Source organism: Nocardia pneumoniae NBRC 100136, assembly GCF_000308755.1.
Lineage (GTDB): Bacteria > Actinomycetota > Actinomycetes > Mycobacteriales > Mycobacteriaceae > Nocardia > Nocardia pneumoniae.
Genome location: NZ_BAGF01000023.1, coordinates 1 through 24,338, shown reverse-complemented (window position 1 = coordinate 24,338; position 24,338 = coordinate 1). Strand labels below are relative to the sequence as shown.

At 68.9% G+C, this 24,338-nt stretch carries 22 protein-coding genes; 6 read left to right on the top strand and 16 right to left on the bottom strand.

What is annotated here, in order from left to right; all coding sequences use genetic code 11:
* Positions 1 to 41: 41 nt before the first annotated feature.
* From ON34_RS05595 to clpS, 3 genes are read right to left on the bottom strand one after another with little or no spacing between them, the layout of a single operon-like run.
* A complete protein-coding gene (locus ON34_RS05595) occupies positions 42 to 1,106 on the bottom strand; it encodes a P1 family peptidase (RefSeq protein ID WP_040775116.1) in 1,065 nt (354 codons plus the stop codon).
* 60 nt (positions 1,107 to 1,166) lie between these two features.
* A complete protein-coding gene (gene aosR / locus ON34_RS05590) occupies positions 1,167 to 1,736 on the bottom strand; it encodes an oxidative stress transcriptional regulator AosR (RefSeq protein ID WP_040775114.1) in 570 nt (189 codons plus the stop codon).
* A gap of 21 nt (positions 1,737 to 1,757) precedes the next feature.
* The gene (clpS, locus tag ON34_RS05585; RefSeq protein WP_157172182.1) at positions 1,758 to 2,108 is read right to left on the bottom strand and encodes an ATP-dependent Clp protease adapter ClpS; all 351 of its coding nucleotides are present in this window, start codon (positions 2,106 to 2,108) and stop codon (positions 1,758 to 1,760) included.
* 78 nt (positions 2,109 to 2,186) lie between these two features.
* On the opposite strand from clpS, the gene ON34_RS05580 reads away from it, so the two are divergent.
* Entirely contained in the window at positions 2,187 to 3,539 is a 1,353-nt protein-coding gene (locus tag ON34_RS05580; protein ID WP_051022173.1) for a nicotinate phosphoribosyltransferase, read from the top strand.
* Between the two features lie 2 nt (positions 3,540 to 3,541).
* Here ON34_RS05580 and ON34_RS05575 read toward each other — a convergent pair whose 3' ends face one another.
* Entirely contained in the window at positions 3,542 to 3,733 is a 192-nt protein-coding gene (locus tag ON34_RS05575) for a hypothetical protein (RefSeq protein ID WP_040775112.1), read from the bottom strand.
* 181 nt (positions 3,734 to 3,914) lie between these two features.
* On the opposite strand from ON34_RS05575, the gene pncA reads away from it, so the two are divergent.
* Positions 3,915 to 4,481 carry a pyrazinamidase PncA gene (gene pncA / locus ON34_RS05570; RefSeq protein ID WP_040775110.1) on the top strand — a complete coding sequence of 189 codons (567 nt, stop codon included), beginning with the start codon at positions 3,915 to 3,917 and terminating at the stop codon, positions 4,479 to 4,481.
* A 57-nt stretch (positions 4,482 to 4,538) separates the two neighbouring features.
* Positions 4,539 to 6,587 carry an ATP-dependent DNA helicase gene (locus ON34_RS05565; RefSeq protein ID WP_040775108.1) on the top strand — a complete coding sequence of 683 codons (2,049 nt, stop codon included), beginning with the start codon at positions 4,539 to 4,541 and terminating at the stop codon, positions 6,585 to 6,587.
* 233 nt (positions 6,588 to 6,820) lie between these two features.
* On the opposite strand, the gene ON34_RS05560 is transcribed toward ON34_RS05565, so the two are convergent.
* From ON34_RS05560 to glgP, 3 genes are all read right to left on the bottom strand, one after another.
* Positions 6,821 to 7,360 (bottom strand): DoxX family protein, encoded by a 540-nt coding sequence (locus ON34_RS05560; RefSeq protein WP_040775106.1) that lies wholly within the window; start codon positions 7,358 to 7,360, stop codon positions 6,821 to 6,823.
* 158 nt (positions 7,361 to 7,518) lie between these two features.
* Positions 7,519 to 8,880 carry an NCS2 family permease gene (locus tag ON34_RS05555; protein WP_040775104.1) on the bottom strand — a complete coding sequence of 454 codons (1,362 nt, stop codon included), beginning with the start codon at positions 8,878 to 8,880 and terminating at the stop codon, positions 7,519 to 7,521.
* A gap of 127 nt (positions 8,881 to 9,007) precedes the next feature.
* Positions 9,008 to 11,581, bottom strand: coding sequence for an alpha-glucan family phosphorylase (gene glgP / locus ON34_RS05550; protein WP_040775102.1), 2,574 nt, complete (start codon positions 11,579 to 11,581; stop codon positions 9,008 to 9,010).
* Positions 11,582 to 11,916: 335 nt separating this feature from the next.
* Here glgP and ON34_RS05545 point away from each other — a divergent pair, with 335 nt between their 5' ends.
* A complete protein-coding gene (locus ON34_RS05545; protein ID WP_157172181.1) occupies positions 11,917 to 12,396 on the top strand; it encodes a hypothetical protein in 480 nt (159 codons plus the stop codon).
* Between the two features lie 120 nt (positions 12,397 to 12,516).
* Here the strand turns inward: ON34_RS05545 and glgB are convergent, their stop codons facing one another.
* From glgB to ON34_RS05515, 6 genes are all read right to left on the bottom strand, one after another.
* Positions 12,517 to 14,670, bottom strand: coding sequence for a 1,4-alpha-glucan branching protein GlgB (gene glgB / locus ON34_RS05540; RefSeq protein WP_040775097.1), 2,154 nt, complete (start codon positions 14,668 to 14,670; stop codon positions 12,517 to 12,519).
* Positions 14,667 to 16,670, bottom strand: a complete 2,004-nt coding sequence (locus tag ON34_RS05535) for an alpha-1,4-glucan--maltose-1-phosphate maltosyltransferase (RefSeq protein WP_040775094.1) — start codon at positions 16,668 to 16,670, stop codon at positions 14,667 to 14,669. The genes glgB and ON34_RS05535 overlap by 4 nt, the downstream gene beginning before the upstream one ends.
* 101 nt (positions 16,671 to 16,771) lie before the next feature.
* On the bottom strand, positions 16,772 to 17,413 hold the full coding sequence (locus tag ON34_RS05530; RefSeq protein ID WP_040775341.1) for a LysE family translocator: 642 nt from the start codon (positions 17,411 to 17,413) through the stop codon (positions 16,772 to 16,774).
* Between the two features lie 70 nt (positions 17,414 to 17,483).
* Positions 17,484 to 18,326, bottom strand: a complete 843-nt coding sequence (locus ON34_RS05525) for a tetratricopeptide repeat protein (RefSeq protein ID WP_040775092.1) — start codon at positions 18,324 to 18,326, stop codon at positions 17,484 to 17,486.
* Positions 18,327 to 18,387: 61 nt separating this feature from the next.
* Positions 18,388 to 18,756, bottom strand: coding sequence for a DUF3817 domain-containing protein (locus tag ON34_RS05520; RefSeq protein WP_373291863.1), 369 nt, complete (start codon positions 18,754 to 18,756; stop codon positions 18,388 to 18,390).
* A 601-nt stretch (positions 18,757 to 19,357) separates the two neighbouring features.
* Positions 19,358 to 20,536, bottom strand: a complete 1,179-nt coding sequence (locus tag ON34_RS05515) for an acetyl-CoA C-acetyltransferase (RefSeq protein WP_040775086.1) — start codon at positions 20,534 to 20,536, stop codon at positions 19,358 to 19,360.
* Between the two features lie 121 nt (positions 20,537 to 20,657).
* On the opposite strand from ON34_RS05515, the gene mce reads away from it, so the two are divergent.
* On the top strand, positions 20,658 to 21,131 hold the full coding sequence (gene mce, locus ON34_RS05510) for a methylmalonyl-CoA epimerase (RefSeq protein WP_040775084.1): 474 nt from the start codon (positions 20,658 to 20,660) through the stop codon (positions 21,129 to 21,131).
* 86 nt (positions 21,132 to 21,217) lie between these two features.
* Complete coding sequence (locus ON34_RS05505; protein WP_040775082.1) at positions 21,218 to 22,219, top strand: coiled-coil domain-containing protein; 1,002 nt, start codon at positions 21,218 to 21,220, stop codon at positions 22,217 to 22,219.
* A gap of 258 nt (positions 22,220 to 22,477) precedes the next feature.
* On the opposite strand, the gene ON34_RS36990 is transcribed toward ON34_RS05505, so the two are convergent.
* Genes ON34_RS36990 through ON34_RS05490 form a run of 3 tightly spaced genes read right to left on the bottom strand, consistent with a single transcriptional unit; the run spans position 22,478 to position 24,289 of the window.
* Positions 22,478 to 22,783: an Rv1322 family protein gene (locus ON34_RS36990; RefSeq protein WP_040775080.1), complete on the bottom strand. Its 306-nt coding sequence runs from the start codon at positions 22,781 to 22,783 to the stop codon at positions 22,478 to 22,480.
* A 47-nt stretch (positions 22,784 to 22,830) separates the two neighbouring features.
* Entirely contained in the window at positions 22,831 to 23,520 is a 690-nt protein-coding gene (gene nucS / locus ON34_RS05495; protein ID WP_040775077.1) for an endonuclease NucS, read from the bottom strand.
* A gap of 37 nt (positions 23,521 to 23,557) precedes the next feature.
* Positions 23,558 to 24,289: a rhomboid-like protein gene (locus ON34_RS05490; RefSeq protein ID WP_051022172.1), complete on the bottom strand. Its 732-nt coding sequence runs from the start codon at positions 24,287 to 24,289 to the stop codon at positions 23,558 to 23,560.
* Positions 24,290 to 24,338 lie beyond the last annotated feature (49 nt).

Sequence of the window (24,338 nt, the reverse complement as noted above, 5' to 3'; positions counted from 1 at the left end):
GCGGGCCACCAGGACGCGCAGGCCCGCCGCAGGCGCGACCATCAAACACCGAATATGTCGTGATAGGACGGGATGCCCGCGACCGCGTGCGCCGAGCGGATCGCGTCGACGACGGCGCGTTCGACGCACACCGCGGCCGCCGTGCAGATCTCGTCGAGGACGAGCAGATCGGGGGGAAAAGCAGGCGGCAGCGGAAGGCCGGAGATTTCCTCGGCCGTCCCGGTGGCGAGCGCGAAGAGCGTGTCCCCGTCGAGTGGCGAATGCGCGGGACGGATCGCCCTGGCCAGGCCGTCGTGCGCGGTGACCGCCACCCGGCGGCACCCGGCCGGATCGAGCGGGGCGTCCGTCGCCACGACTCCGATCGTGGTGTTGAGCACAGTGCCCTTCACCGGGAGCGCATTGGCCGCCGCCACCTGCTCGGCGGTCGGCGCGCGCAGACCGAAGTAATCGGGTCCGTCGGTGCCACACCCCCATGGCAACCCGGTGCGCGGATCGAACACCGAACCAACGGGATTGGCCACGACCAGTGCGGCGACGGTGATCCCGGCGGCGGCGCCTTCGCTGAGCACGACGCTCGCGGTACCCACACCGCCTTTGATCGATCCCGCGCGTGCGCCGACGCCCGCGCCGACCGATCCGCGGGCGAAATCGACCGCCGCCGCCTTCGCCGCCTGATAGCCGAATTCGGACGTCGGCCGGATATCCCAGGCGCCGACCGGAAGGTCGAAGATCACCGCGCCGGGGACGATCGGCACCACCCGGCTCGGGTCGGTCGGGTCCATCACGATGCCCGCGCCGTTCTCCTCCAGCCAGCGCATCACGCCGTCGGCCGCGGCGAGACCGTAGGCGCTTCCGCCGGTCAGGAGGATCGCGTCGACCTGACGGACGGTGTTCATCGGATCGAGCAGGTCGGTCTCACGGGTGCCCGGCCCGCCGCCGCGCACGTCGACCGACGCCACGGCGCCGCCCGGGACGCGCACGACCGTGCATCCGGTGGCCGCCCCTGCGCCCAGTGCGGCATCGGGATCGAGGACGTGGTGATGACCGACCAGCACACCGGGGACATCGGTGAGCGAATTGTTCTGCCCCGGCTCGGCTTTCACCATCTCTACTCCTCACGGCGCGCATCGGCTGGTCGACCGCGCCGATCTTCGCACCGGAGCCGGTCAGGGAGCCAGCGCTTGCAGCAGCGAGTCCTGCATCCAGGTCAGCCAGTGGTACACGTCCAGATGGGGAGCACGCGGATCGTCGGGCTCGAGATGGTCGGGCGTGTCGGCATCGATGTTCAGCACCGTGCCGAGCGCGAGCCGCACGTCGGTGAGCGCGGTCAGCCACGCGTCGGCCTGCTCGGGGGTGAGCACGATCTTGCCGCCCGAGCTCGGCACGGTGTCCAGCACCACCGAGCCCGCGGCCAGCTTGGCGTCGATGATGTCGGGCTCGTGCAGGCTGCGCAGCGCGCTGTTGAGGTCGGCGCGGTCGGCGTCCGGGGAGCCCGGCTCGCTGCGGTGGAAGTCCGGGAGGAGCCTGCGCAGCCGCGGATCATCCGGTGGGACGGTGTTGCCGGATCGTAATCCGGTCAGGGCGGCCAGATCGTCATCGGGGGCGGACGCGGCGCGTTCGGTGAGCAGCCCGGAGACCGCGCCCACCAACGACCGAAGCACGTCGGCCTCGCGTGCGTCCATCTCGGAACGCAGTTTGAGACCGCTCAGCGAGTTCTTCCTGCTCCACTTACGCACGGCGTCAGGGTAGCGTTCTGGTCAATCGTCCCGTTGCATGGTGGCCCAGAGACCCGCGGCGTGTAACCGCTGGACGTCATGTTCCATCTTGTCCCGGGAACCGGACGAGACCACCGCCTTGCCCTCGTTGTGGACCTTCAGCATCAACTCGGTCGCCTTCGCTTTGCTGTAGCCGAAGAGCTTCTGGAAGATGTAGGTGACGTAATGCATGAGATTGACCGGGTCGTCCCAGACCACGGTCACCCAGGGGCGGTCCTCCGCCTCCAGGATCTCGGTGTATTCGACCGCCTCTGGCGTCGCCTGCGCCGCCGACACTGTCGCGTTCGCGGCGCCCATCACGACGTCACCCCGGACTATGTTGCGCAAGGCCATAACGTCAAGGGTACGACTCGACTCCCGAGAAACAAGCCCACGCAGCCTCGATTCGCGCATTCCCGGTTCACCGGGACGATGCCCGCGCCGCGGCCCCGCCGTCGTGTCTACAGTGACTGCGTGGACCTGCGTGACGGCGCCGCGAGCACGGCGCTGCTGACCGACCAGTACGAACTGACCATGCTCGCCGCCGCGCTCGCCGACGGTTCGGCGCGGCGGCAATGCACCTTCGAAGTGTTCGCCAGACGTTTGCCCAATGGACGTCGCTACGGTGTCGTCGGTGGCACGGGCAGGCTGCTGGAGGCGCTGCGGCGGTTCCGCTTCGAGGAAGCCGAACTCGCCGTCGCCGCGCCGTTCTCGGATCGGCGGACCCTCGACTGGCTACGCGACTACCGATTCACCGGCGACATCGACGGCTACGCCGAAGGCGAGCTCTACTTCCCCGGCTCCCCCATCCTCTCGGTGCGTGGCAGCTTCGCCGAATGCGTGGTGCTGGAGACACTGGTCCTGTCGATTCTCAACCACGACAGCGCGATCGCGTCGGCGGCAGCGCGCATGGTGAGCGCCGCCGGTGGGCGCCGGATGATCGAGATGGGTTCGCGGCGCACCCACGAACACGCCGCCTCCGACAGTGCCCGCGCCGCGTACCTGGCCGGTTTCGACGCCACCTCCAATCTGGAGGCGGTGCGCCGCTACGGCATTCCGGGCGCGGGCACCAGCGCGCACGCCTTCGTCCTGCTGCACAGCGGGCCTGACGGGGCGCACGAGGCCGAAGCGTTCCGCAGCCAGGTGCGGACGCTGGGGATCGGGACGACGCTGCTGGTGGACACCTTCGACATCACCAAGGGCGTGGCGACCGCCATCGAGGTGGCGGGCACCGAACTGGGCGGCGTCCGGATCGACTCCGGCGATCTCGGCGTGCTGGCCCGCCAGGTGCGCGAGCAGCTCGACGCGCTCGGCGCCACCAAGACCCGCATCGTGGTCTCCGGCGACCTCGACGAGTACGCCATCGCGGCGCTGCGCGCGGAACCGGTCGACGTCTACGGCGTCGGCACGGCGCTGGTCACCGGGTCGGGCGCGCCGACGGCGGGAATGGTCTACAAGCTCGTCGAGGTGGACGGGTTGCCGGTCGCCAAACGCAGCAGTCACAAACAGTCGCGCGGCGGCACGAAGAAGGCGATCCGCTTGGCCCGCGACACCGGCACGATCGTCGAGGAGATCGTCTATCCGGCGGCCGGACCGGTGCCGCCGTCGAACGGCTTCCGAGCCCGTGAACTGCTCGTCCCGCTCGTTCGCGGGGGTGAGCCGGTCGAGGACCTGCCCACGCTGGCCGAGAGCCGCGACCTGGTCGCCCGCGGTCTGATCAGTCTTCCCTGGGAGGGGCTCAAGCTGTCGGCGGGCGAACCGGCCGTCGTCACCACCTTCGTCTGAGGTCAGCGCCTGCGCTCGGCGACGCGGCGCGCCACGAGCAGGCCGATGCCGAACAGCACCGCGAACACCACGCCCATGAGCGCGAATCGCACCCATGCGGCGGGCTCGCCGGGCCGGTCGCCGAGGACGAACGACAGCGCGAGATAGACGGCGGTGGCGATGATTACGCTGACGAACAGCCTTGCGTGACTCATAACGGTCTCCATGCTGGGACCCGGCGGACCGGGGTGGAAGAAACGGGCATCCGGTAATCACCGCGCGGGGCAGCGGCGTTTACATCGCGTCCACCGGGATTTCCCGCGCGTCGGATGAACCGGTCGTCCGACCTAGCGGCAGAATCTGGTTAGGTCACCAGTCACACCGCGGGAGGTCACCGTGACCCGAGCACTGATCATCGTCGACGTCCAGAACGATTTCTGCGAGGGCGGATCGCTCGCGGTCACCGGCGGCGCCGCGGTGGCCACCCGGATCAGCGAGCACCTCGCGGCGACGAACTACAGCGTGGTGGTAGCGACCCGCGACTACCACATCGATCCCGGCGCGCATTTCTCCGACGAGCCCGACTACGTGGACAGCTGGCCGCCGCACTGCCGGGTCGGCACGCCCGGCGCCGATTTCCACCCTGCCCTGACCACCGGCCCGATCCACCAGGTCTTCTCCAAGGGCGCCTACACCGCGGCCTACTCCGGTTTCGAGGGCACGACCGAAGACGGCACCAGCCTGGCCGACTGGCTGCACGACCGCGGCGTGGACGCCGTCGACGTGGTCGGCATCGCCACCGATCACTGCGTGCGCGCCACCGCGCTGGACGCGCGCATCGAGGGTTTCGACACCCGCGTCCTGCTCGATCTCACCGCCGGGGTCGCACCGGACACCGTGCGCGCCGCCCTGGACCGCATGCGCGGGGCGGGCGTCGATCTCGAGGGAAGCATCAGCCGGTAGACCGTCCGGTCTCGCTGACCGGCTCGGCCTGTCGGAGGCACCGAGTAGGCTGCTCGCGTGCCCGAACTGCCCCCCGTTTCCGACCTTTTGGCCACCGCCGTGCAGGCACTCGGCGGGAAGGAACGCGCCGGGCAGGTGACGATGGCCGCGGCGGTCGACCACGCGATCGATACCAAGGAGCACCTCGCCGTACAGGCGGGCACGGGTACCGGCAAGTCGCTGGCGTATCTGGTGCCGAGCCTGCGCCACGCGGTGCGCACCGGTCGCACCGTGGTGGTCTCCACGGCGACGATCGCGTTGCAGCGCCAGCTGGTCGATCGGGATCTGCCGCGGCTGGCCGAGGCATTGCGCGGACCGCTGGGCCGGACGCCGAGGTTCGCGATCCTCAAGGGACGCAACAACTATCTGTGCTTGAACAAGATCAACAGCGCCATCCCGGACGAGCCCGCCGAGGCGGAGCTGTTCGACGCGTTCGCGATCTCCCGCCTCGGACGCGAAGTGCAGCGGCTCAACGAGTGGGCCTCCGACACCGAGACCGGAGACCGCGACGAACTCGCGCCGGGTGTGAGCGACCGCGCCTGGCGGCAGGTCAGCGTGTCCTCGCGGGAGTGCCTGGGCAAGTCGCGCTGCCCGTTCGGCCAGGATTGCTTCGCCGAGCGCGCCAGGACGGAATCGGCGCAGGCCGACGTGGTGGTGACCAATCACGCGCTGCTCGCGATCGACGCGATCAGCGGCATCCAGGTGCTGCCCGAACACGACGTGGTGGTCATCGACGAGGCGCACGAGCTGGTCGACCGGGTCACCGGCGTGGCCACCGCCGAACTCGCCCCTTCCGCGATCAGCGCGGCCGCGCGGCGCTGCGCCAAGCTGATCGACGAGCAGGAGGTGGACCGCCTGGAGGGCGCGGCCGAAGCCTGGCACACCGCGCTGGACGAGCTGCCCGCCGCGCGCTGGGACACGCTGCCCGACGGCGTCGCCCCGGTGCTGGCCCTGGTACGGGACGCGGCATGGAACGCACGCACCGCCCTCGCGCCGCCCGGCGCCACCACCGCGCAGGGCGATCCGGAGGGCGCCGCCGCCCGCAATCTGGCGCTGGCCGCGATCGATGAGGTGCACGACAGCGCGGTGCGCGCGCTGACCGCGTTCGACGAGCCCGATCCGGCCGCCCGGCGCGACGTCATCTGGTTGGCCGCCGACGAGGTCCGCGGCGTCGTCCGCCGTTCGCTGCGCATGGCGCCGCTGTCCGTCGGCGGATTGCTGCGCAGCAGGCTCTTCGGCACCGCCACCGTCGTGCTGACCTCCGCGACATTGCAGATCGGCGGCTCGTTCGACGGGCTCGCCACCACCTGGGGCCTGCCCGCGCAGTCGGGCAACCGCGTCGATCCGGCCACCGCGAACGGCGCCGAGGCGCCGTCGGACGCCGAGATCGTCCGCTGGAACTCACTCGATGTCGGCTCGCCGTTCGACCACGCCAAGTCCGGCATCCTCTACATCGCCAAACACCTGCCGCCACCGGGGCGCGACGGCTTGGCGCCCGCGTATCTGGACGAGATCGAGCGACTGATCACCGCGGCGGGCGGACGCACCCTCGGCCTGTTCTCCTCGATGCGCGCCGCGCGCGCGGCCACCGACGCGTTGCGCGACCGGTTGCCGACGCCCGTTCTGTGCCAGGGCGAGGACGCCACCGGCGCGCTGGTCCGCAAGTTCGCCGACGACCCGGAGACCTCGCTGTTCGGCACGCTGTCGCTGTGGCAGGGTGTCGACGTGCCGGGATCTTCCCTGAGCCTGGTGATCCTCGACCGCATCCCGTTCCCGCGCCCGGACGATCCGCTGCTCACGGCCAGGCAGCGGGCCGTGGAATCACGCGGCGGAAACGGCTTCATGACGGTGGCCGCCAACCATGCCGCGCTCCTGCTGGCACAGGGCACCGGGCGTTTGCTGCGCAGCGTCGATGACCGCGGCGTGGTGGCCATCCTGGATTCCCGCCTCGCCACCGCTCGCTACGGCGGATATCTGCGCGCGTCGCTGCCGCCCTACTGGGAGACCGCCGACCCCGACGTCGTGGTGAAAGCGCTGCGCCGACTCGCCGCCGCCGCGACGGTGTGATCCCGCGCACACGGGCCGGTATATATTTCCACTCGGAAGTAGATTGGTGAGCGGTACTTCGGTGACCCCCAATTCCCACACCGAACGTATCGCTGGTCCCCGCGCCAAGCCCTGCACGCGGCGCGGGGACACCACCGAATGCTCGCGACAGCCAGATCGACGACCCGCGACGTGCGCCACGAACGACCGCGGCGCGGCGACCGAGGTCACCGCGCCGCGAGTTCGGCAATGACTCAGAGCACCCACTTCAGGATCAGCGTGAGGACGCCGGTCACGACCGCGAGGATCACCGCTCCCGCACCCCACACGAATCCCTGACGCTCCCACGGACGTCCGGCGTCCAACGAGATCTTGCCGGGCCCGGTGAAGGCGAGTGCCGCGCCGACCGCCGCGAACAGCACGCCCATTTCGTATCCCTTGCCGGTCAGCAACCCGCCGCTCCAGGTCACGTTGATCGCGTTGATCATGGTGCCGAGCACGATGGCCCCGGCCAGCGGTGTGAGCAGACCGAACAGGAGCAGCAGGCCACCGCCGAGTTCGCTGAGACCCGCGAGCGTGCCGAAGATCTTGCCCGGGTTGTAGCCCATCTGCTCGAAGCCGTCGGCGTTGGCTCGCCAGCCCGGACCGCCCCACCAGCCGAAGAGCTTCTGTGCGCCGTGCGCGGCGAGCAAGCCGCCGAAGACCACGCGCACGATCAGCAAGCCGATGTCGCTGGAGAGCACATCCAGCTGGGTGTTCGCGCTGCTGCGTTCGAGTACGGATTTGATGGTCATGCTGGTCCTCATCCCTGCAAGTCGTTCCCGGACATGGTGTCTCGGCAAAAAATCGGACTGCGGTCCGATTGTTGCACGAAGGGCTCAACTGCCCAACCCACTCGGCTTATTCCACGGTCCGGTGAGTGCGATGGTTCAGCGCGAAAGCGAGCGAGAGGTTACTCCGCGAGGAAGAAGAAGTAGCCGAGGAACACCACCATCAGCGCCCACATGGCCGGGTGCACTTCCTTGATCCGGCCCCTGGCCACCATGACGACCGGGTACAGCAGCATGCCCATGGCCAAGCCGTTGGCGATGGAGTAGGTCAGCGGCATCATGACGACCGTGACGAACGCCGGAACCGAGTACTCCAGCCGGTTCCAGTCGATCTGGCCGAGCGCGCGTGACATGAGGATGCCGACCACGATCAGCGCGGGCGCGGTGATCTCCGCGGAACCCGCCACCACCGCGAAGATCGGATAGCAGAACATCGCGACCAGGAACCAGCCCGCCGTGGTGACCGCCGTCAATCCGGTACGCCCGCCCGCCGACACGCCCGCGGTCGACTCGACATAGGCGGTGGTGGTCGAGGTGCCGATGACCGCGCCTGCCATGGTGCCCACCGAATCCGCGGCCAGCGCGCTTGCGGCACGCGGCAGCTTGCCGTTCTCGTCCAGCAGCCCGGCCTGATTCGCGACGCCGATCAGGGTGCCGGAGGCGTCGAAGAAGTCCACGAACAGCATGGTGAGCACCACCACCGCCATCTGCGCGGTGAACGCGTCCGGCAGGTGGATGATCGCCTGGCCGAAGGTGTGCTCGAGCCCCTCGGGCGCGGCGACCACGCCGCTGGGCAGATCCACCAATCCGCTGACGATGCCGACGATCGTGGTGAGCACGATGCCGTAGAGCACCGCGCCGTGCCAGCCCTTCACCAGGAACACCACGGTCACCAGCAGCCCGAACAGAGCGAGCAGCGTCGTGCCCTTGGTGAAGTCGCCGAGGGTGACCAGCGTCGCCTCGCTGTTCACCACGATCCCCGCGTTCTTCAGCCCGAGGAACGCCACGAACAACCCGATGCCCGCGCCGACGGCGAGCTTCAACTGCATCGGAATGGCGTTGAGGACGCGCTCGCGAATCTTCGTGACCGCGAGGACGAAGAAGATGAGGCCGGACAGGAACGTGCCCGACAGCGCCACCTGCCACGGAATCCCCATGCCGAGCACCACCGAGTACGCGAAGAACGCGTTGAGCCCCATGCCCGGCGCGAGCGCGATCGGGTATCGCGCCCACAGGCCCATCACCAGCGTGCCGAACACCGCGGCCACGGCGGTCGCGGTGAACACCGCCTGCATGGGGATGCCCTTGTCGCCCAGCGGGCCCTGGTCGCCGAGAATCGCCGGGTTCACCGCGAGCACGTAGCACATCGCCAGGAACGTGACCGTTCCCGCCATGAGCTCCCGCTTCACGGTCGAACCGGCCGATCGGACGCCGAAGTACCCGTCGACGCGTCCTCGGGTCCGGTGCAGAACGTCGGTGACCATGGCTGACTCCAGTGCGGAACGAAAAGGGGATCAGGGCACGGTAGCCGACGATTCACTGCCTCCGGCAACTCGCGGCGGACACCGACGGCGCTTCCGTGATGAACGCCACGAGAAGCAGCGGCGAGAGCTACGCGCTCGGCGCGGACACCAGGCCGAACTCCGCGTCGGAGGCCAGCAGGTCGTTGTGCGGCAGCACGCGCACCGTGTAGCCGACCGCGCCGGACAGCGGGACCGGGGTGTCGACGGTGAACAGCTCCACCCCGGAGTCGGACCCGCTGTGGGTCATCGGGACCGTGGTGATGTCGGAGAGATCATCGGTGGCGGACACCCGTCCCAGCACTGCCTGCACCACCACGTCCGAGACGCTCAACCCGCCGAGCTCCACGCGCGCGGTCAACGACAACCGCGCCCCGATGACCGGCGTATCCGGCAGTCCCGCGCTGTCCACCTGGATCACCTTGACCGACGGCCACGCCGACTCCACCCGGTGGCGGTACTCGGCGACCGCGCGCGCGACCGCGAAATCGTCGGCCGTCGCCCGCTGGTAGGCCGCGGCCGCGGGGGCGTAGTACTCCACCGCGTAGTCGCGGACCATCCGCGAGGCCAGCACCTTCGGTCCCAGGGTCTGCAGGGTGTGCCGGACCATCTCGACCCAGCGCACCGGCATGCCCGAGGCGTCGCGATCGTAGAAGCGCGGCGCGACGGTGCGCTCGAACAGGTCGTAGAGCGCGGCGGCCTCCAGGTCGTCGCGGCGTTGCTCGTCGCGGACGCCGTCCGCGGTGGGGATGGCCCAGCCGTTCTCGCCGTCGTACATCTCGTCCCACCAGCCGTCCCGGATGGACAGGTTGAGCCCGCCGTTCAACGCGGACTTCATACCGGAGGTGCCGCAGGCCTCCAGCGGGCGCAGCGGGTTGTTCAGCCAGACGTCGCAACCCCAGTACAGGAAGCGAGCCATCGACATGTCGTAGTCGGGCAGGAAGACGATCCGGTGCCGCACTTCGGGATCGTCGGCGAAGCGGACCACCTGCTGGATGAGCGCCTTTCCGCCGTCGTCGGCCGGGTGGCTCTTGCCCGCGACCACCATCTGCATCGGACGGCGCGGGTCCAGCAGCAGAGCGCGCAATCGCTGCGGGTCGCGCAGCATCAGGGTGAGGCGCTTGTAGGTCGGCACCCGCCGCGCGAAACCGACGGTCAGCACGTTCGGATCGAAAACCCCGTTGATCCAGCCGAGCTCGGCTTCCGCCGCCCCGCGCTCCAGCCAGGACGCGCGCAACCGGCGGCGCACTTCCTCGACCAGGATGCCGCGCAAGGTGTTGCGCGTCGACCACAGCTCGGTGAGATCCACATCCCGCAGCCGTTCCCAGCCGCGTGCCTCCTCGACCAGCTCGGCGCCGATGTGCTCGCGCGCCTTGTCCACCCATTCCCGCGCGGCCCAGGTGGTGGCGTGCACGCCGTTGGTGACCGACCCGATCGGCACCTCCGCGGAGTCGAATCCCGGCCACAGCGAGGCGAACATGGACCGGCTGACCTCGCCGTGCAGCTTCGAGACGCCGTTGGCGCGCTGCGCCAGTCGCAGACCCATGTGCGCCATGTTGAAGACCGAGGGGTCGGATTCTCGTCCGAGCGCCACGATCCGGTCCACGGAAAGGCCGGGCAGCAGCGCGGATTCGGATTCGCCGTGCGCGCCACCGAAGTAGCGGCGCACCATGGGCATCGGAAACCGATCGATCCCCGCCGGGACCGGGGTGTGCGTGGTGAACACCGTGCCCGCGCGCACCGCGGCCAGAGCGGAGTCGAAATCCCTTCCAGCGGCGACGAATTCCCGGATGCGCTCCACGCCGAGGAAGCCCGCGTGGCCTTCGTTCATATGGAAGACATCGGGATCGGGCAATCCTTCCACCGCCGTGTAGGCGCGTATCGCGCGGACGCCGCCGATACCGGCCAGGATCTCCTGCCGGATCCGATGTTCCTGGTCGCCGCCGTAGAGGCGGTCGGTGACCGCGCGCAGTTCCGGATCGTTCTCGGCGATGTCCGAGTCGAGCAGCAGCAGCGGCACCCGGCCGACCTGGGCGATCCACACCCGGGCCCGCAACACCCTGCCCTCGGGCATGGCCACGTGAATCAGCACCGGCGAACCGCCCGAGGTGAGCGCGCGCAGCGGAAGGCCCTGCGGGTCCAGCGCCGGATAGTGCTCGGCCTGCCAGCCGTCCGCGGACAACGACTGCCGGAAGTACCCCGAGCGGTACAGCAGTCCGACGCCGATCAGCGGCAATCCCAGATCGGATGCGGCCTTCAGGTGATCACCGGCCAGGATCCCCAGCCCACCCGAGTAGTTCGGCAGCACCTCCGTAACGCCGAACTCCATCGAGAAGTAGGCGATGCCGCGCACTCCCTCCTCCCCGGCACGGCGCTGGAACCAGCCCGGCGCCGCGAGGTAATCGCGCAGGTCAGCGGCCGCGGCGTCCACCCGCGCGACGTAATCCGGGTCGGCGGCCAGCTCGTCCAACCGCGCCGCGGGCACCTCGCCCAGCATCCGGACCGGGTCATGCCCCATGTCCTGCCACCGCAGCGGATCCAACGCGGCGAACAGGTCCTGCGTCGGCGGATGCCACGACCAGCGCAGGTTGGTGGCGAGCTCGCCGAGGGCCGCCAAACGCTCGGGCAGATGGGCACGGACGGTGAAACGACGCAATGCCTTCATTGGGAAGAACCTACACGGGACCGAGCGGCCACGCCGTGCCGAGGTACTGCCCGAATGACCTCCGACCTGCGCGTTTCGCCCGATGCACGGCAGTCACCGCCACTCACCGGAAGCCGGATAACCATCTCTACCGTCACGGAACGGGCACGTAACGCTCACCGGCGGCTTTACCGCAAACGCCGCCCACCCGGAGTTGGGGAGATCGTCGCGACAGGAGACATCCCGCTACCCGATCGAGACCCGCGCTCGGTTGTGAACCCAGGACCGCGGGGCAAACCCTGAAGCTGTGCGGACCATCCGGCCGCATCAACCGAATCAGTCCGGGAGTGATCAAGATGTGGACGACAGCACACCCGTATCGCGCCCGCAAACGCCATTTGTCGCGGGCTGGAGTAGGCATCACCGGGATCGGAGCCATCGCGACCGCCCTGGTGCTCGTCGCACCTAACGCCGGGGCCGCGGTCACGTCGGTCAACGCCGCCCAAGGGATGTCCTTCGGTTTCGCGAACTATGGAACCGACTGCCAATACCGCGTGACGGCCATGATGGACAGTGCTTCATCTTCCGACCCGGTCACGTTCACCGACAGCGCCGCCGGAACTTTCTCGCCGAATCCCGCGCAGGTGACCGGCAACCAGGCGACCACGACCTGGACGCCCACCGCGACCGGGCAGCACACGATCTCCGCCACCCAAGGAACCGCCACGACGCCGGGAATGCCGACGACACCAGGAACGGCCACCGCCGTCAGCACACCGACACTGACCGTCGGCAACGGCATCAGCCTCGGCATCGCCTGCCTGGTCATGCCGTAAGCGCACAGCAGCGGTGCGGCGCGAGCGAGGCGAATGCGGCCACGCGGCGCTCGCGCACTCCGCACCACGCTCGGGCAACCCGCGTCGAGCGGCTGGCGCGCGGCCACGTCGACCTGATCGTCAGGCGGGCCGCAGCCAGACCGCGCTGTTCGGCGCGAGTGTGACCGTGGCCGAGGCGGGCCGGTCGTGCCAGGGCTCCTCGGCGGCCGTCACCTCGCCGAGGTTGCCGATACCGGAGCCGCCGTAGTGCACCGCGTCGGTGTTGAGCAGTTCCAGCCAGCGGCCCGCGTGCGGCAGGCCGACACGGTAGGCCTCGTGCATCGACCCGGAGAAGTTGTAGACGCACGCCACGACCGAGCCGTCCGAGCCGTAGCGCAGGAACGCCAGCACGTTGTTGGCGCGGTCGTTCGCCTCGATCCATGCGTAGCCGCCCGGCGTCGTGTCCTGACTCCACAGGGCGGGGTAGGCGCGGTAGACCGCGTTCAGGTCCCGCACCAGCGCGGTGATGCCCTGGTGCAGCGGGTTGTCCAGTTCGTGCCAGTCCAGGCCGCGATCGTGCGACCACTCGCGAAACTGGCCGAAGTCTTGGCCCATGAACAGCAATTGCTTGCCGGGATGAGCCCACATGTAGGCCAGCAGCGCCCGTACGCCGCAGGCCTTGGCGAAATCGTCACCCGGCATCCTGGTCCAGAGCGTGCCCTTGCCGTGCACCACCTCGTCGTGGCTGATCGGCAGCACGTAGTTCTCGCTCCAGGCATACATCAGCGAGAACGTCATCTCGTTGTGGTGCCAGCTGCGGTGCACCGGGTCGCGGCCGAGGAACCCGAGGGTGTCGTGCATCCAGCCCATGTTCCACTTCATGGTGAACCCGAGCCCGCCGACGTCGGTGCCGCGGGTGACGCCGGGCCAGGTGGTGGACTCCTCTGCGATGGTGACCACGCCGGGGTGGTTGCGGTGCACGGTGTCGTTGAGGTCCTGGAGGAAGTCGACGGCCTCCAGGTTCTCCCGGCCACCGTGCACGTTGGGTTCCCACTCGCCTTCCGCGCGGGAGTAATCCAGATACAGCATGGAGGCGACCGCGTCCACGCGCAGGCCGTCGATGTGGAATTCCTCGATCCAGTAGCGCGCGTTGGCGACCAGGAAGTTGCGCACTTCCCGTCTGCCGAAGTCGAAGACGTAGGTGCCCCAGTCGAGTTGCTCGCCGCGGCGCGGGTCGGCGTGTTCGTAGAGCGGGGTGCCGTCGAAGCGGGCCAGCGCCCATTCGTCGCGGGGAAAGTGCGCGGGCACCCAGTCCAGCAGTACCCCGATGTCCGCGGCATGCATGCGGTCGACGAACGCGCGGAAGTCGTCGGGGGAACCGAAGCGCGCCGTGGGCGCGTAGTAGGAGGTGACCTGATACCCCCATGAGCCGCCGAATGGGTGCTCGGCGATGGGCAGCAATTCGATGTGGGTGTATCCGGCCGCCTGCACGTATTCGGCGAGTTGGTCGGCCAGTTCCCGATAACCGAGGCCGGGGCGCCACGAGCCGAGATGCACCTCGTAGACGCTCATCGGCGCCCGGGTCGGGTCGGTGGCCGCGCGCCGCCCGAGCCAGGCGTCGTCGTTCCACGTGTAGTGGCTTTCGGTGACCACCGAAGCCGTTGCCGGGGGTGGTTCGGTGGCGAAGGCCAACGGGTCGGCGTGGTCGACGGTGCGTCCGTCGGCGCCGTGCACGCGGTATTTGTACTTGGTGCCCGGGCCGACACCGGGGACGAAGACCTCCCAGACGCCGGACGAGCCCAGCGAGCGCATCGGCGCGGTATTGCCGCTCCAGCCGTCGAAATCGCCGATCACGGTGACGCCGCGCGCGTTCGGCGCCCACACCGCGAACGACGTGCCCTCGACTTCACCGTCCAGCGTGGTGTACCGGCGCGGATGCGCGCCGAGCACGTCCCACAGGCGCTCGTGACGGCCCTCACCGATGAGATGCAGGTCGAGTTCGCCGAGCGTCGGCAGGAATCGGTACCCATCGGCGCTGATGATCGTCTGACCGCCGGGATAGGTGGTCACGACGCGATAGTCCATGAGCTCGGGGTACGGCACCACAGCGGCGAACACGCCGTGGCCAACGGATTTCAGCACATGGTCGACGCCACCCACGCGCACCGACACCGTTTCCGCGTGCGGGCGCAGCACCCGCACGGCCGTGCCGTCGGGATGGGGATGCGCGCCGAGCACGGTGTGCGGGTCGGCGTGCGTGCCCGCCGCGAGCAGCATGAGGTCGCGTCGCCTCATCGCAGCGTCCTTCGATAGGCCAGCTCGGTCCGGACCTGCTGGGACACCGGAGGCAACGTGATGATGTGCGCGACCGCGCGGGCGGGATCCAATCGGACGTAATTGGTCTGGGCCCAGTGGTATTCCTCGCCGCTGACCTCGTCGTACACCACCGGGTGGTCGTGCCACTCGCGTCCGATCGCGGGCAGATCGAGCGAGAGCATGCCCCACTCGGCGCCGAACGGGTTCAGGTTCACCACGACCAGTACGGCGTCGCCGCTGGCCGGGTCGATCTTGGAGTAGGCAAGCAGCGCGTCGTTGTCCACGTGATGGAAGTGCAAGCAGCGCAACTGTTGCAGGGCCGGGTGCGCGCGACGGATCTCGTTGAGCCGGGTGAGCCACGGCTCCAGCGATTCCCCGCGCGCCAGCGCCTCGGCGAACGGGCGCGGACGCAGCTCATACTTCTCCGAGTCCAGGTACTCCTCGCTGCCAGGACGCACCGCCTGATGCTCGAACAGCTCGAAACCCGAATAGACGCCCCAGGTGGGCGCGAGGGTGGCGGCCAGCACCGCGCGGATGGCGAACATGCCGGGGCCGCCGTGCTGGAGGCTCTCGTGCAGGATGTCCGGGGTGTTCACGAACAGGTTCGGGCGGGCTTCGTCGGCCTTCGCGGCCAGCTCGTTGCCGAACTCGGTGAGCTCCCACTTCGCCACCCGCCAGGTGAAATACGTGTAGGACTGGCTGAATCCGCGCCGCGCCAGCCCGTAGAGCCGGGCGGGGCGGGTGAACGCCTCGGACAGGAAGATCACGTCCGGGTCGGTGCGGCGCACGTTCGCGATCAGCCACTCCCAGAAGTCGGCGGGCTTGGTGTGCGGGTTGTCGACGCGGAAGATCTTGACGCCCAGACCGATCCAGTGCCGCACCACGCGCAGCACCTCGGCGTAGAGACCATCGGGGTCGTTGTCGAAGTTGACCGGGTAGATGTCCTGGTACTTCTTCGGCGGGTTCTCGGCGTAGGCGATGCTGCCGTCGGGCAGGGTGGTGAACCATTCCGGATGGGCTTTCACCCAGGGATGATCCGGCGCGCATTGCAGGGCGAGATCGAGCGCGACCTCCAAGCCGAGCCGGTGCGCCGCCGCGACGAACTCGGCGAAATCGGCCTCCGTGCCCAACTCGGGGTGCACGGCATCGTGACCGCCGTGCTTCGAACCGATCGCCCACGGCGAGCCGACATCGCCCGGCTCCGCGGTGAGCGCGTTGTTGCGGCCTTTCCGGTTCACCTCGCCGATCGGGTGGATCGGCGGCAGGTACACCACGTCGAAGCCCATGGCGGCGATACGCGGGAGTTGTCCGGCAGCGGTCGCGAAGGTGCCGTGGATCGGCTTGCCGGTGACATCGCGGCCCCCGGTCGAGCGGGGGAAGAATTCGTACCACGAGCCGTAGAGCGCGCGCTGCCGCTCGACGTGCACGGTGTGCTGCGGGCCGCGGGTGACCAGGTCGCGCAGTGGCGTGGCGCGCAGAATGTCGGCGACCTCCTCGGTGAACGCCGGGGCCACCCGCGCGGGCAGCTGCTCGGCGCTGCGCAGCGCCGCCGCGACCGCGCGCAAGCGCTCGAACTGCTTCTTCGGGACGGCCTGCGCCGCGCGCTCGAACAGCCGGGCACCCAGCTCCAGGTCGTTGGCCAAGTCGGCGGCGCTCTGCCCGACGGCCAGCTTCGCCTCGATCGCCGACCGCCAGGTGGCGATGGGGTCGCTCCACCCTTCGATGCGGTAGGTCCACGCGCCGGGAACGTTCGGAGTGAACACGGCATTGAACACGTCGGGTTCATGGTCCGGCGTCATGCGGACACGCGTCGGCCGCGACGCGCCGGGCGCCTTCACGACCAGCGTGGCGGCGACGGCCTCGTGGCCTTCTCGCCACACCACCGTCCGCACCGGGAAAACCTCGCCGACCACCGCCTTGGCAGGCCGACCGCCTGCGATGGACGGGGCAGTGTCATCGATAGCGATGCGGCCGGTCACGGGGACCAACCTACCGGTACACCGCGCCGCGGACCGGATCAGCGGGCATTCCGGAGCGGATTCGGGACGCGGTCGCGATATGTGTGAGCAGGGCAGGCGGGTCAGCGTGCGTCGGCGGCAAGCCCGAGACCCAAGGCGACCAGAATCGCGGCGAGAGCGCGCTCGACACGCTGCCGGATGCCGGTCCGGCGCAGCCAGGCGCCCGCGCGGTCGGCGGCCAAGACCACGCCCACGCACCAGGCGGTGTCGATCACCAACTGGATGATCGCCAGGATCACCACGGTCGGGAGCACGGGGCCGCTGGCGGGAAGGAACTGCGGCAGGATCGTCAGACCGAAGACGGCCGCCTTCGGGTTCGCCGCGATCGACAGCAGCGACGCGCGGAAGGCGGCGCAGGGCGTACGGCCGGACGGCAGCATCTTCGTCATCGCGCTACCGAACTCGCCACCGCCGCGCGCGCCCCGCCACGCCTGCACGCCCAGCCAGATCAACACCAGCGCCCCGACAATGTGCACCGCTGCATGCATCGCCCGATTCGCGACCAGCAGCACCGACAGCCCGGCCCCACCCGCGAGCGTCCAGCCGAGCACGCCGATTTCGTTTCCGGCCACGGCCGCCAAGCCAGCGGTGCGTCCGTCCCGTACGGAGCGCTGCAGGAACAAGGCGGTCGCCGGTCCCGGCAGCGCCGCGAGAATCAGACAGGCCAGCAGGAATTGGGGAAGAACGTGAACCCAGTGCGGCATCAGCCGATGATCCCAGTTCCGCCCCGGCTCGGCCATTGGTTTCCGGGCGGGGCACCCTCGTGGATCGGGCTCAGTACAGTGCGGCGGCCAGTTTGCGGCGCGCCGCCACGACGAACGGCTCGGCTTGGTCGAACAGCTCGAACAGCTCGAGCAGACGCGTGCGCGCCTTCGTGCGCTCGTCGCCCGACGTGCGCTTGACGACGTCGATCAGCCGGTCGAAGGCCGCTTCCGGTCGCTGCTGGAACAGTTCCAGGTCGGCGGCGTCGATCGCGGCGTCGACATTGGACGGGTCGGCGTCCGCGGTGGCGATGGCCGACGCCGGCAGCTCCTGCGCCCTGGCGAGGAACCGGAGCTGGCGCAGCGCGCCCTTGGCCTCCTCGTTCCCCGGCTCGGCGGCGAGGATGGCCTCGTAGGCCGCCTCCGCCCCGGCCAGGTCGCCCTGTTCCAAGGCCGCCTCGGCCGCCGCGAAACGCGGGTCCTCGGCGGGCTGCTGCGGCGCTCCGCCCTCCAGCTTGCCCGCCACCGCGTCGACCACAGCGTTGAGCCACTGCCGGACCTGCGGCTCGGGCTGCGCGCCTTCGAAGTCGGCCAGCGGCTGCCCGGCCGCGATCGCGATCACCGTGGGGATGCCCTGCACCCGCAGCGCCTGGGCGATGCGCATGTTGGCCTCGGCCTCGACGGTGGCCAGGTCCCAGGTGCCGCCGTCGGCGGCCACCAGACGCTCCAGCGTCCGGACCAGTTCGACGCTGCCCGGGCTGCGCTGCGAGTACAGCACCACCACCACGGGCACCTGCATCGAGCGACGCAGGACCTTGGTCTCGAAGTCGGCCTCCGACACCGCGTAGTCGCCGGCCGCACCACCCGCGCCACTCGCGGGCTGCTTCAGGCTGGACAGATCGACCGCGCCGGACATGGCGGCGGCGACAGCGGGCGAAGGACGGCGTGCGGCTGGTCGATTCACGGCTTCCAGTTTGTCACGACGTGGCCGACGCGGGCGCCGCGGACTCGGCCGAAATGCCATCGCTCAGCTCACCCAGCTGACCCGAACGCACCGCCCAGACCTCGAACAGCACCGTGCAGAACGGCGGAATGCTCGACACCAGCGCCAGCACGGTCGTCTTGGCACTCCAGCCCAGCTCACGCGCCGCCACGATCGCGGTGATCACGAACAGCACGAACACGATGCCGTGCGTCATGCCGAACACCTTGACCGGCCACATCACCGGCTCGGGAATCCGCTTGAACACCATGCCGATGATCAGCAGAACCCAGGAGATCGCCTCCAGCACCGCAATGAACCGAAACCGCTTGGCCACCGTGCTCAGGTCGAAGACATTGCCCATGCGCCCCATTGTGCCGGACAGACCTGGATGCACTACGACCTGTCGTAGTTGAACTGATCACACTTGGACATCCCGCCCATCCCCGTCCACACACGCGCGATCGACCGCCACCCGTCCCACCGGTCGACAGCTGGGAGCACACTACCTGCGGCGAAGGCCCTCAACTACGCGGCATCGGATCCAACCATTCCACCGCCGTCCAAGCACGCGTGGCGTCCGTGAAACCAAATGAAATCAACCAATCTGGCAGAATAACCGCTGATCAAGAAGCGTGCTCCCCGCACGTGCGGGGATGATCCCATGTCCTGCTACATCAGCTCCGAAACGGGGTTGCGCTCCCCGCACGTGCGGGGATGATCCGCTCACCAGGTCGTAGTCGTTGTCGACGCACCAGCGCTTCCCGCGCGTGCGGGGATGATCCGCCGAGCGCTTTGGCGTGCGCGGCCGGAGAGTCGTGGTCCCCGCGCCTGCGGGGATGGTCCTCAGTGGCCCACATGGTTCCCCTCGAGACGTCCATGCAGACCAGTAAACGAGCGATGGCCGTCCATGATCGGGACGGCCATCGGTCGACGATCCAGTGCGGGACATCGCCCGCTCGCGATCAGACGCGGACGATCAGCGCGTCACCCTGGCCACCGCCGCCGCAGAGCGCGGCCGCGCCGACGCCGCCCCCGCGGCGCTTCAGCTCCAGCGCCAAGTGCAGCACGATGCGCGCGCCCGACATGCCCAGGGGGTGACCGATGGCGATCGCGCCACCGTTGACGTTCACCTTCTCCGGGTCGATGCCGAGCTTGCGGGTGGAGGCGATGCCGACCGCGGCGAACGCCTCGTTGATCTCCACCAAGTCCAGATCGGCGGGCGCAATGCCCTCGCGGGCGCACGCCATGGCAATGGCGTTGGCGGGCTGGTCCTGCAGGGTCGAATCCGGACCCGCGACAACGCCAGCCTTGCCGATTTCGGCAATCCAGCTCAGGCCCAGTGCCTGCGCCTTCGCCTTGCTCATCACGACGACCGCGGCCGCACCGTCGGAGATCTGTGAAGCGGTGCCCGCGGTGATAGTGCCGCTTTTGCTGAAGGCCGGGCGCAACTTGCCGAGCGATTCCGCGGTGGTGTCCGCGCGGATTCCCTCGTCGGTGGTGACCAGCACCGGATCGCCCTTGCGCTGCGGTACCGCGACCGGGACGACCTCGTCGTCGAAGACGCCGTTCTTCCACGCCGCCGCCGCACGCTGGTGCGAGGCCGCGGCGAACGCGTCCTGGTCCTCGCGGCTGATCCGGTCGGTCTCGTTGCGCTGCTCGGTGAGCGCGCCCATCGCCTGATCGGTGAAGATGTCGTGCAGACCGTCGTAGGCCATGTGGTCGCGCAGCGTCACGTCGCCGTATTTGAAGCCCTCGCGGCTCTTTTCGAGCAGATGCGGCGCCTGGCTCATGGACTCCTGGCCGCCCGCGACGACGATCTCGTACTCGCCTGCCCGGATGAGCTGGTCGGCGAGCGCGATCGCGTTGATGCCGGACAGGCAGACCTTGTTCAACGTCAGCGCGGGCACGTCCATCGGAATGCCCGCGGCCGCCGCCGCCTGGCGCGCGGGAATCTGGCCTGCACCGGCGGTGAGCACCTGACCCATGATCACGTAGTCGACCTGGTCGGGAGCGACCCCGCCCTTCTCCAGCGCCGCCTTGATGGCGAAACCGCCCAAATCGGAGCCGCTGAAGTCCTTCAGACCCCCGAGCAGCCGGCCGACCGGGGTACGCGCACCGGAGACGATCACGGAAGTGGTCACGACGAGCCTCGCATTCGTAGATCTGCCCGCGCCTACCCACGGGCGCGAGAGCAAGTTGTCCTACTCAACGGTAGCGGGTCCGCCCCACGCGTCCTGGGCCAGGTCGCGCTACGTTCGACTGGTGAGCACCGTTACGGATCAGTCATCTTTCATCCCCGCGGACTACGTGACCGCGGTCGACCACGTCGGCATCGCGGTGCCCGACCTGGACGCCGCGGTGGCCTGGTACGCCGAGCACCTCGGCATGATCGAGACCCATCGCGAGGTGAACGAGTCGCAGGGCGTGCACGAGGCGATGCTGTCGCTGCCCGGCGCACCGGACCGAGCGACCGCCCTGCAATTGCTGGCGCCGCTCAACGCGGAGTCCACCATCGCGAAGTTCATCGACCGCAGCGGCCCGGGTTTGCAGCAACTGGCCTACCGGGTGACCGACATCGACGCCGTCTCCGCGTACCTCCGCGCCAAGGGGCTGCGTTTGCTGTACGAGGCTCCGCGGCACGGAACGGCCGATTCCCGCATCAATTTCATCCACCCGAAGGATGCTGGCGGTGTGCTGATCGAGTTGGTCGAACCGAACGCGAATGTTACGCACTAGTATCAAGGTCAGGTCGAGAAAACTCGTTGGAATGACATTCGCAGTCGAGTCACCATCGGCTGTCTTCAGGCTGTAGTTTGTGTGCCATGTCGTCACCCGAGTCCGATCGCAATCGCTTCGTTGCACTGCCCTTCACCGTTGTGCGCAAGGGTTATGCGCAAGACGAGGTGCGTAATTACTTCGACCGCTTCGACGCGGAACTGAGAGTCACCGCCACCGACCGCGATGCCGCTGCGGCACAAGCACGTAACCTCGCAAGCCAGCTGGAAGACGCGCGCGACGAGATCGACGAACTCCGCAAGGAGGTCGACCGACTCTCGGTGCCGCCGACCACCGCGGAAGGCATGTCCGACCGCATTTCCCGCATGCTGCGCCTGGCCTCCGACGAGGCGTCCGAGGTCCGTGCCCTGGCGCAGGCCGAGGCAGCGGAAATGGTGTCGATCGCCGAGCAGCAGGCCACCGAGATGCGTGGCAAGTACGAGTCGCTGCTCGCGGAGACCAAGGAGAAGCGCGAGGCGCTCGAAATCGAGTTCGAGCAGACCCTCGCGAACGCACGCACCGAGTCCGCCAAGATCATCGAGGCCGCCCAGGCCGAGGCCGACCGCATCGCGAAGGAAGCCGACGCGAAGCGCAAGGCCGCCCAGCAGGACTTCGAGGCCACCATGGCCGAGCGTCGCACCAAGCTCACCCGCGCCATGGAAGAGCTGGAGGCCACCAGCCGCGCCGAGGCCGCCCAGCGGATCAAGGACGCCACCGACGAGGCCAACCGCCTCATCACCTCGGCCACCCAGACCTCCGAGCGCAAGATCGCGCACGCGAAGGAACTGGCCGAGGAGATGCGCGTGCTGCGTGGCCGCGTGCTCGCCCAGCTGCTCGGTATCCGCGGTCAGCTCGACTCGGTGCCCGCGATGCTCGCCGCGGTCAACCGGGAAAGCGAACTGCTGGACGGTGTTCCGGATCAGCGCAAGTCGATCGGCGGCAACACCAAGTCGGTCACCGGCTCGCGCCAGAAGGCGATCCCCGAGGTCGCCACCGAGGACGACGAGATCGACTCGGACGAGCGCGAGAGCGCCGACATCAGCAACTGACGTCGGGCTCCACGGCGACTGGAGCAGTACCCCAACCGAATTCACCGAAGGCCGCCCCACCGGGGCGGCCTTCCCTAATTCCGGGCATTGGATCGGCCACGCCCCCAACGACATTCGCGACGCGCCGAACACCGGCAACGAGTGTCCGGTGCAGGGGGGCCAGCTCGATCGGATATCCCATGCCACGCGCTCACCAGGCGATCAACGCCGTGACGATTCTGAGCTCCCTAGCGACCGCGGGACCGGCCTTCCGCCGGGTCAGGACCAGCGCCGGGTGATCTTGCGTGTGTGACGGCTGTTCCAGCATCCGCGGTGCCAATGCCTGCGGTCGTCTTCGCCGCCATAAGCGGGCCAGGCGACGATGTGGGCGACACCGGGCGCGATTTCGTGGTCGCAGCCGGGGCACCGGTAGGTCTTGATCGCACGACTGCCCGGGATCGTGCGGACCACGTACGTCTCGTCACCGTCCGGCCCCGACTCCGTCCGCCCGAAGACGCCTCCGAGCGGCGCAACAGTCCGCGAGCGATCATCGTGGCGATCCGAACGCGGTTTCCGGCGGGGCATGCGACAAGCCTATTACCCGCCTGCGGGCGGCCTGGACGCCCCTGGCCTCAGAACAGGCGGAATTCGTTGCTCTCCGTGCCGCGCAGGGCATCGTAATCGAGGGTGAGACAGCGGATGCCGCGATCCTCGGCGAGCGTGCGGGCCTGCGGTTTGATCTGCTGGGCCGCGAAGACGCCGGTGACCGGGGCCAGCAGGGGGTCGCGGTTGAGCAGCTCCAGATAACGGGTGAGCTGTTCGACGCCGTCGATCTCGCCGCGTCGTTTGATCTCGACCGCGACCGTGCCGCCGTCGGCGTCCCGGCACAGCAGATCCACCGGTCCGATCGCGGTCATGTATTCGCGGCGGATCAGCGTGTAGCCCGCGCCGAGCGTCTGCACGTGCTCGGCGAGCAGCTCCTGGAGGTGGGCTTCCACTCCGTCTTTCACCAGGCCGGGATCGACGCCCAGCTCATGCGAGGAGTCGTGCTCGATGTCCTCGATGGTGATGCGGAGTTCTTCCCCGGCCTTGTTGGAGACGACCCACAGCGCCTTCGCTCCGTCTGGGAGCTGCGCGTCACCGTTGCGTTCCTCCAGCCAGCACGGCGGGCTCATCCAGTTCAGCGGCTTGTAGGAGCCGCCGTCGGAGTGCACGAGCACCGAGCCGTCCGCTTTCATCAGCAGTAGCCTGCGGGCCATCGGAAGATGGGCGGTGAGTCGCCCTACGTAGTCGACCTGGCAGCGAGCAATCACTAGGCGCACCCAAGCACTGTAGGTGAGCGCCGAGAGACGCTTGCGGTCAGCCCATGAGCAGCATCGTCGCGAGAAGCGCGCTCACGGCGAGCAGCGCGGTTTCGACCCGGGTCAGGCGGCGCCGGGCGATGTTCCGTGCGTGAATCAGGCAGAGCCCGGCGGCCGTCCCGATGGTGAACGCCACCAGGTGACCGACGTGGGTGAAGGTCTGCCCGATCAGGACGCCCCCGACGGCGACGACGAACCACGCTGTCGCCCAGGCGATCCGCGACCGCTGCGGCACAGCCGCGACCAGCGCGCCGACCAGCGCCATGGCCCCGTAGCTGACGCCGACGTCTTCGGCCCAACGGACGCTCCCGGGGACCCACCCGGCTTCCACACCCAACCACAAACCGGCTGCGACAAGCAGCGTGGCGCCGATGTGACCGGCCAGGAAGACGCCGACCAAATGCACTGCGCCGAAACGCAGTTCCGCAAGGGCGAGCAGTCCGCCGAGGAATGGGATGACGACCCAGGCTCCCACATCGTCGCCGATCACGAACGCGCTTGCCAGCAGCGTCCCGATGCGGCCGCTGAGCAGGTTGTGCAGATTCGTGCTGGCGTGCAAGACCATTCGCGTCTGCGCGGACTCACTGAGCACCGAGAAAACGGCGGAGACGGCGATCAGCGCCGCGAGATAACCGGCTGTCGCAGGCAATCGGTGTCGCCACCGACGCGGTTGCGCGGGCGTGCCGGGATCGAGCGGCGCCGGGGCGGTCGGCGGCGTCGCGACAACCATATCTACCTCCGTCGTTCACATCGTGACAGCGCTCCGCAATTGTGCCCAT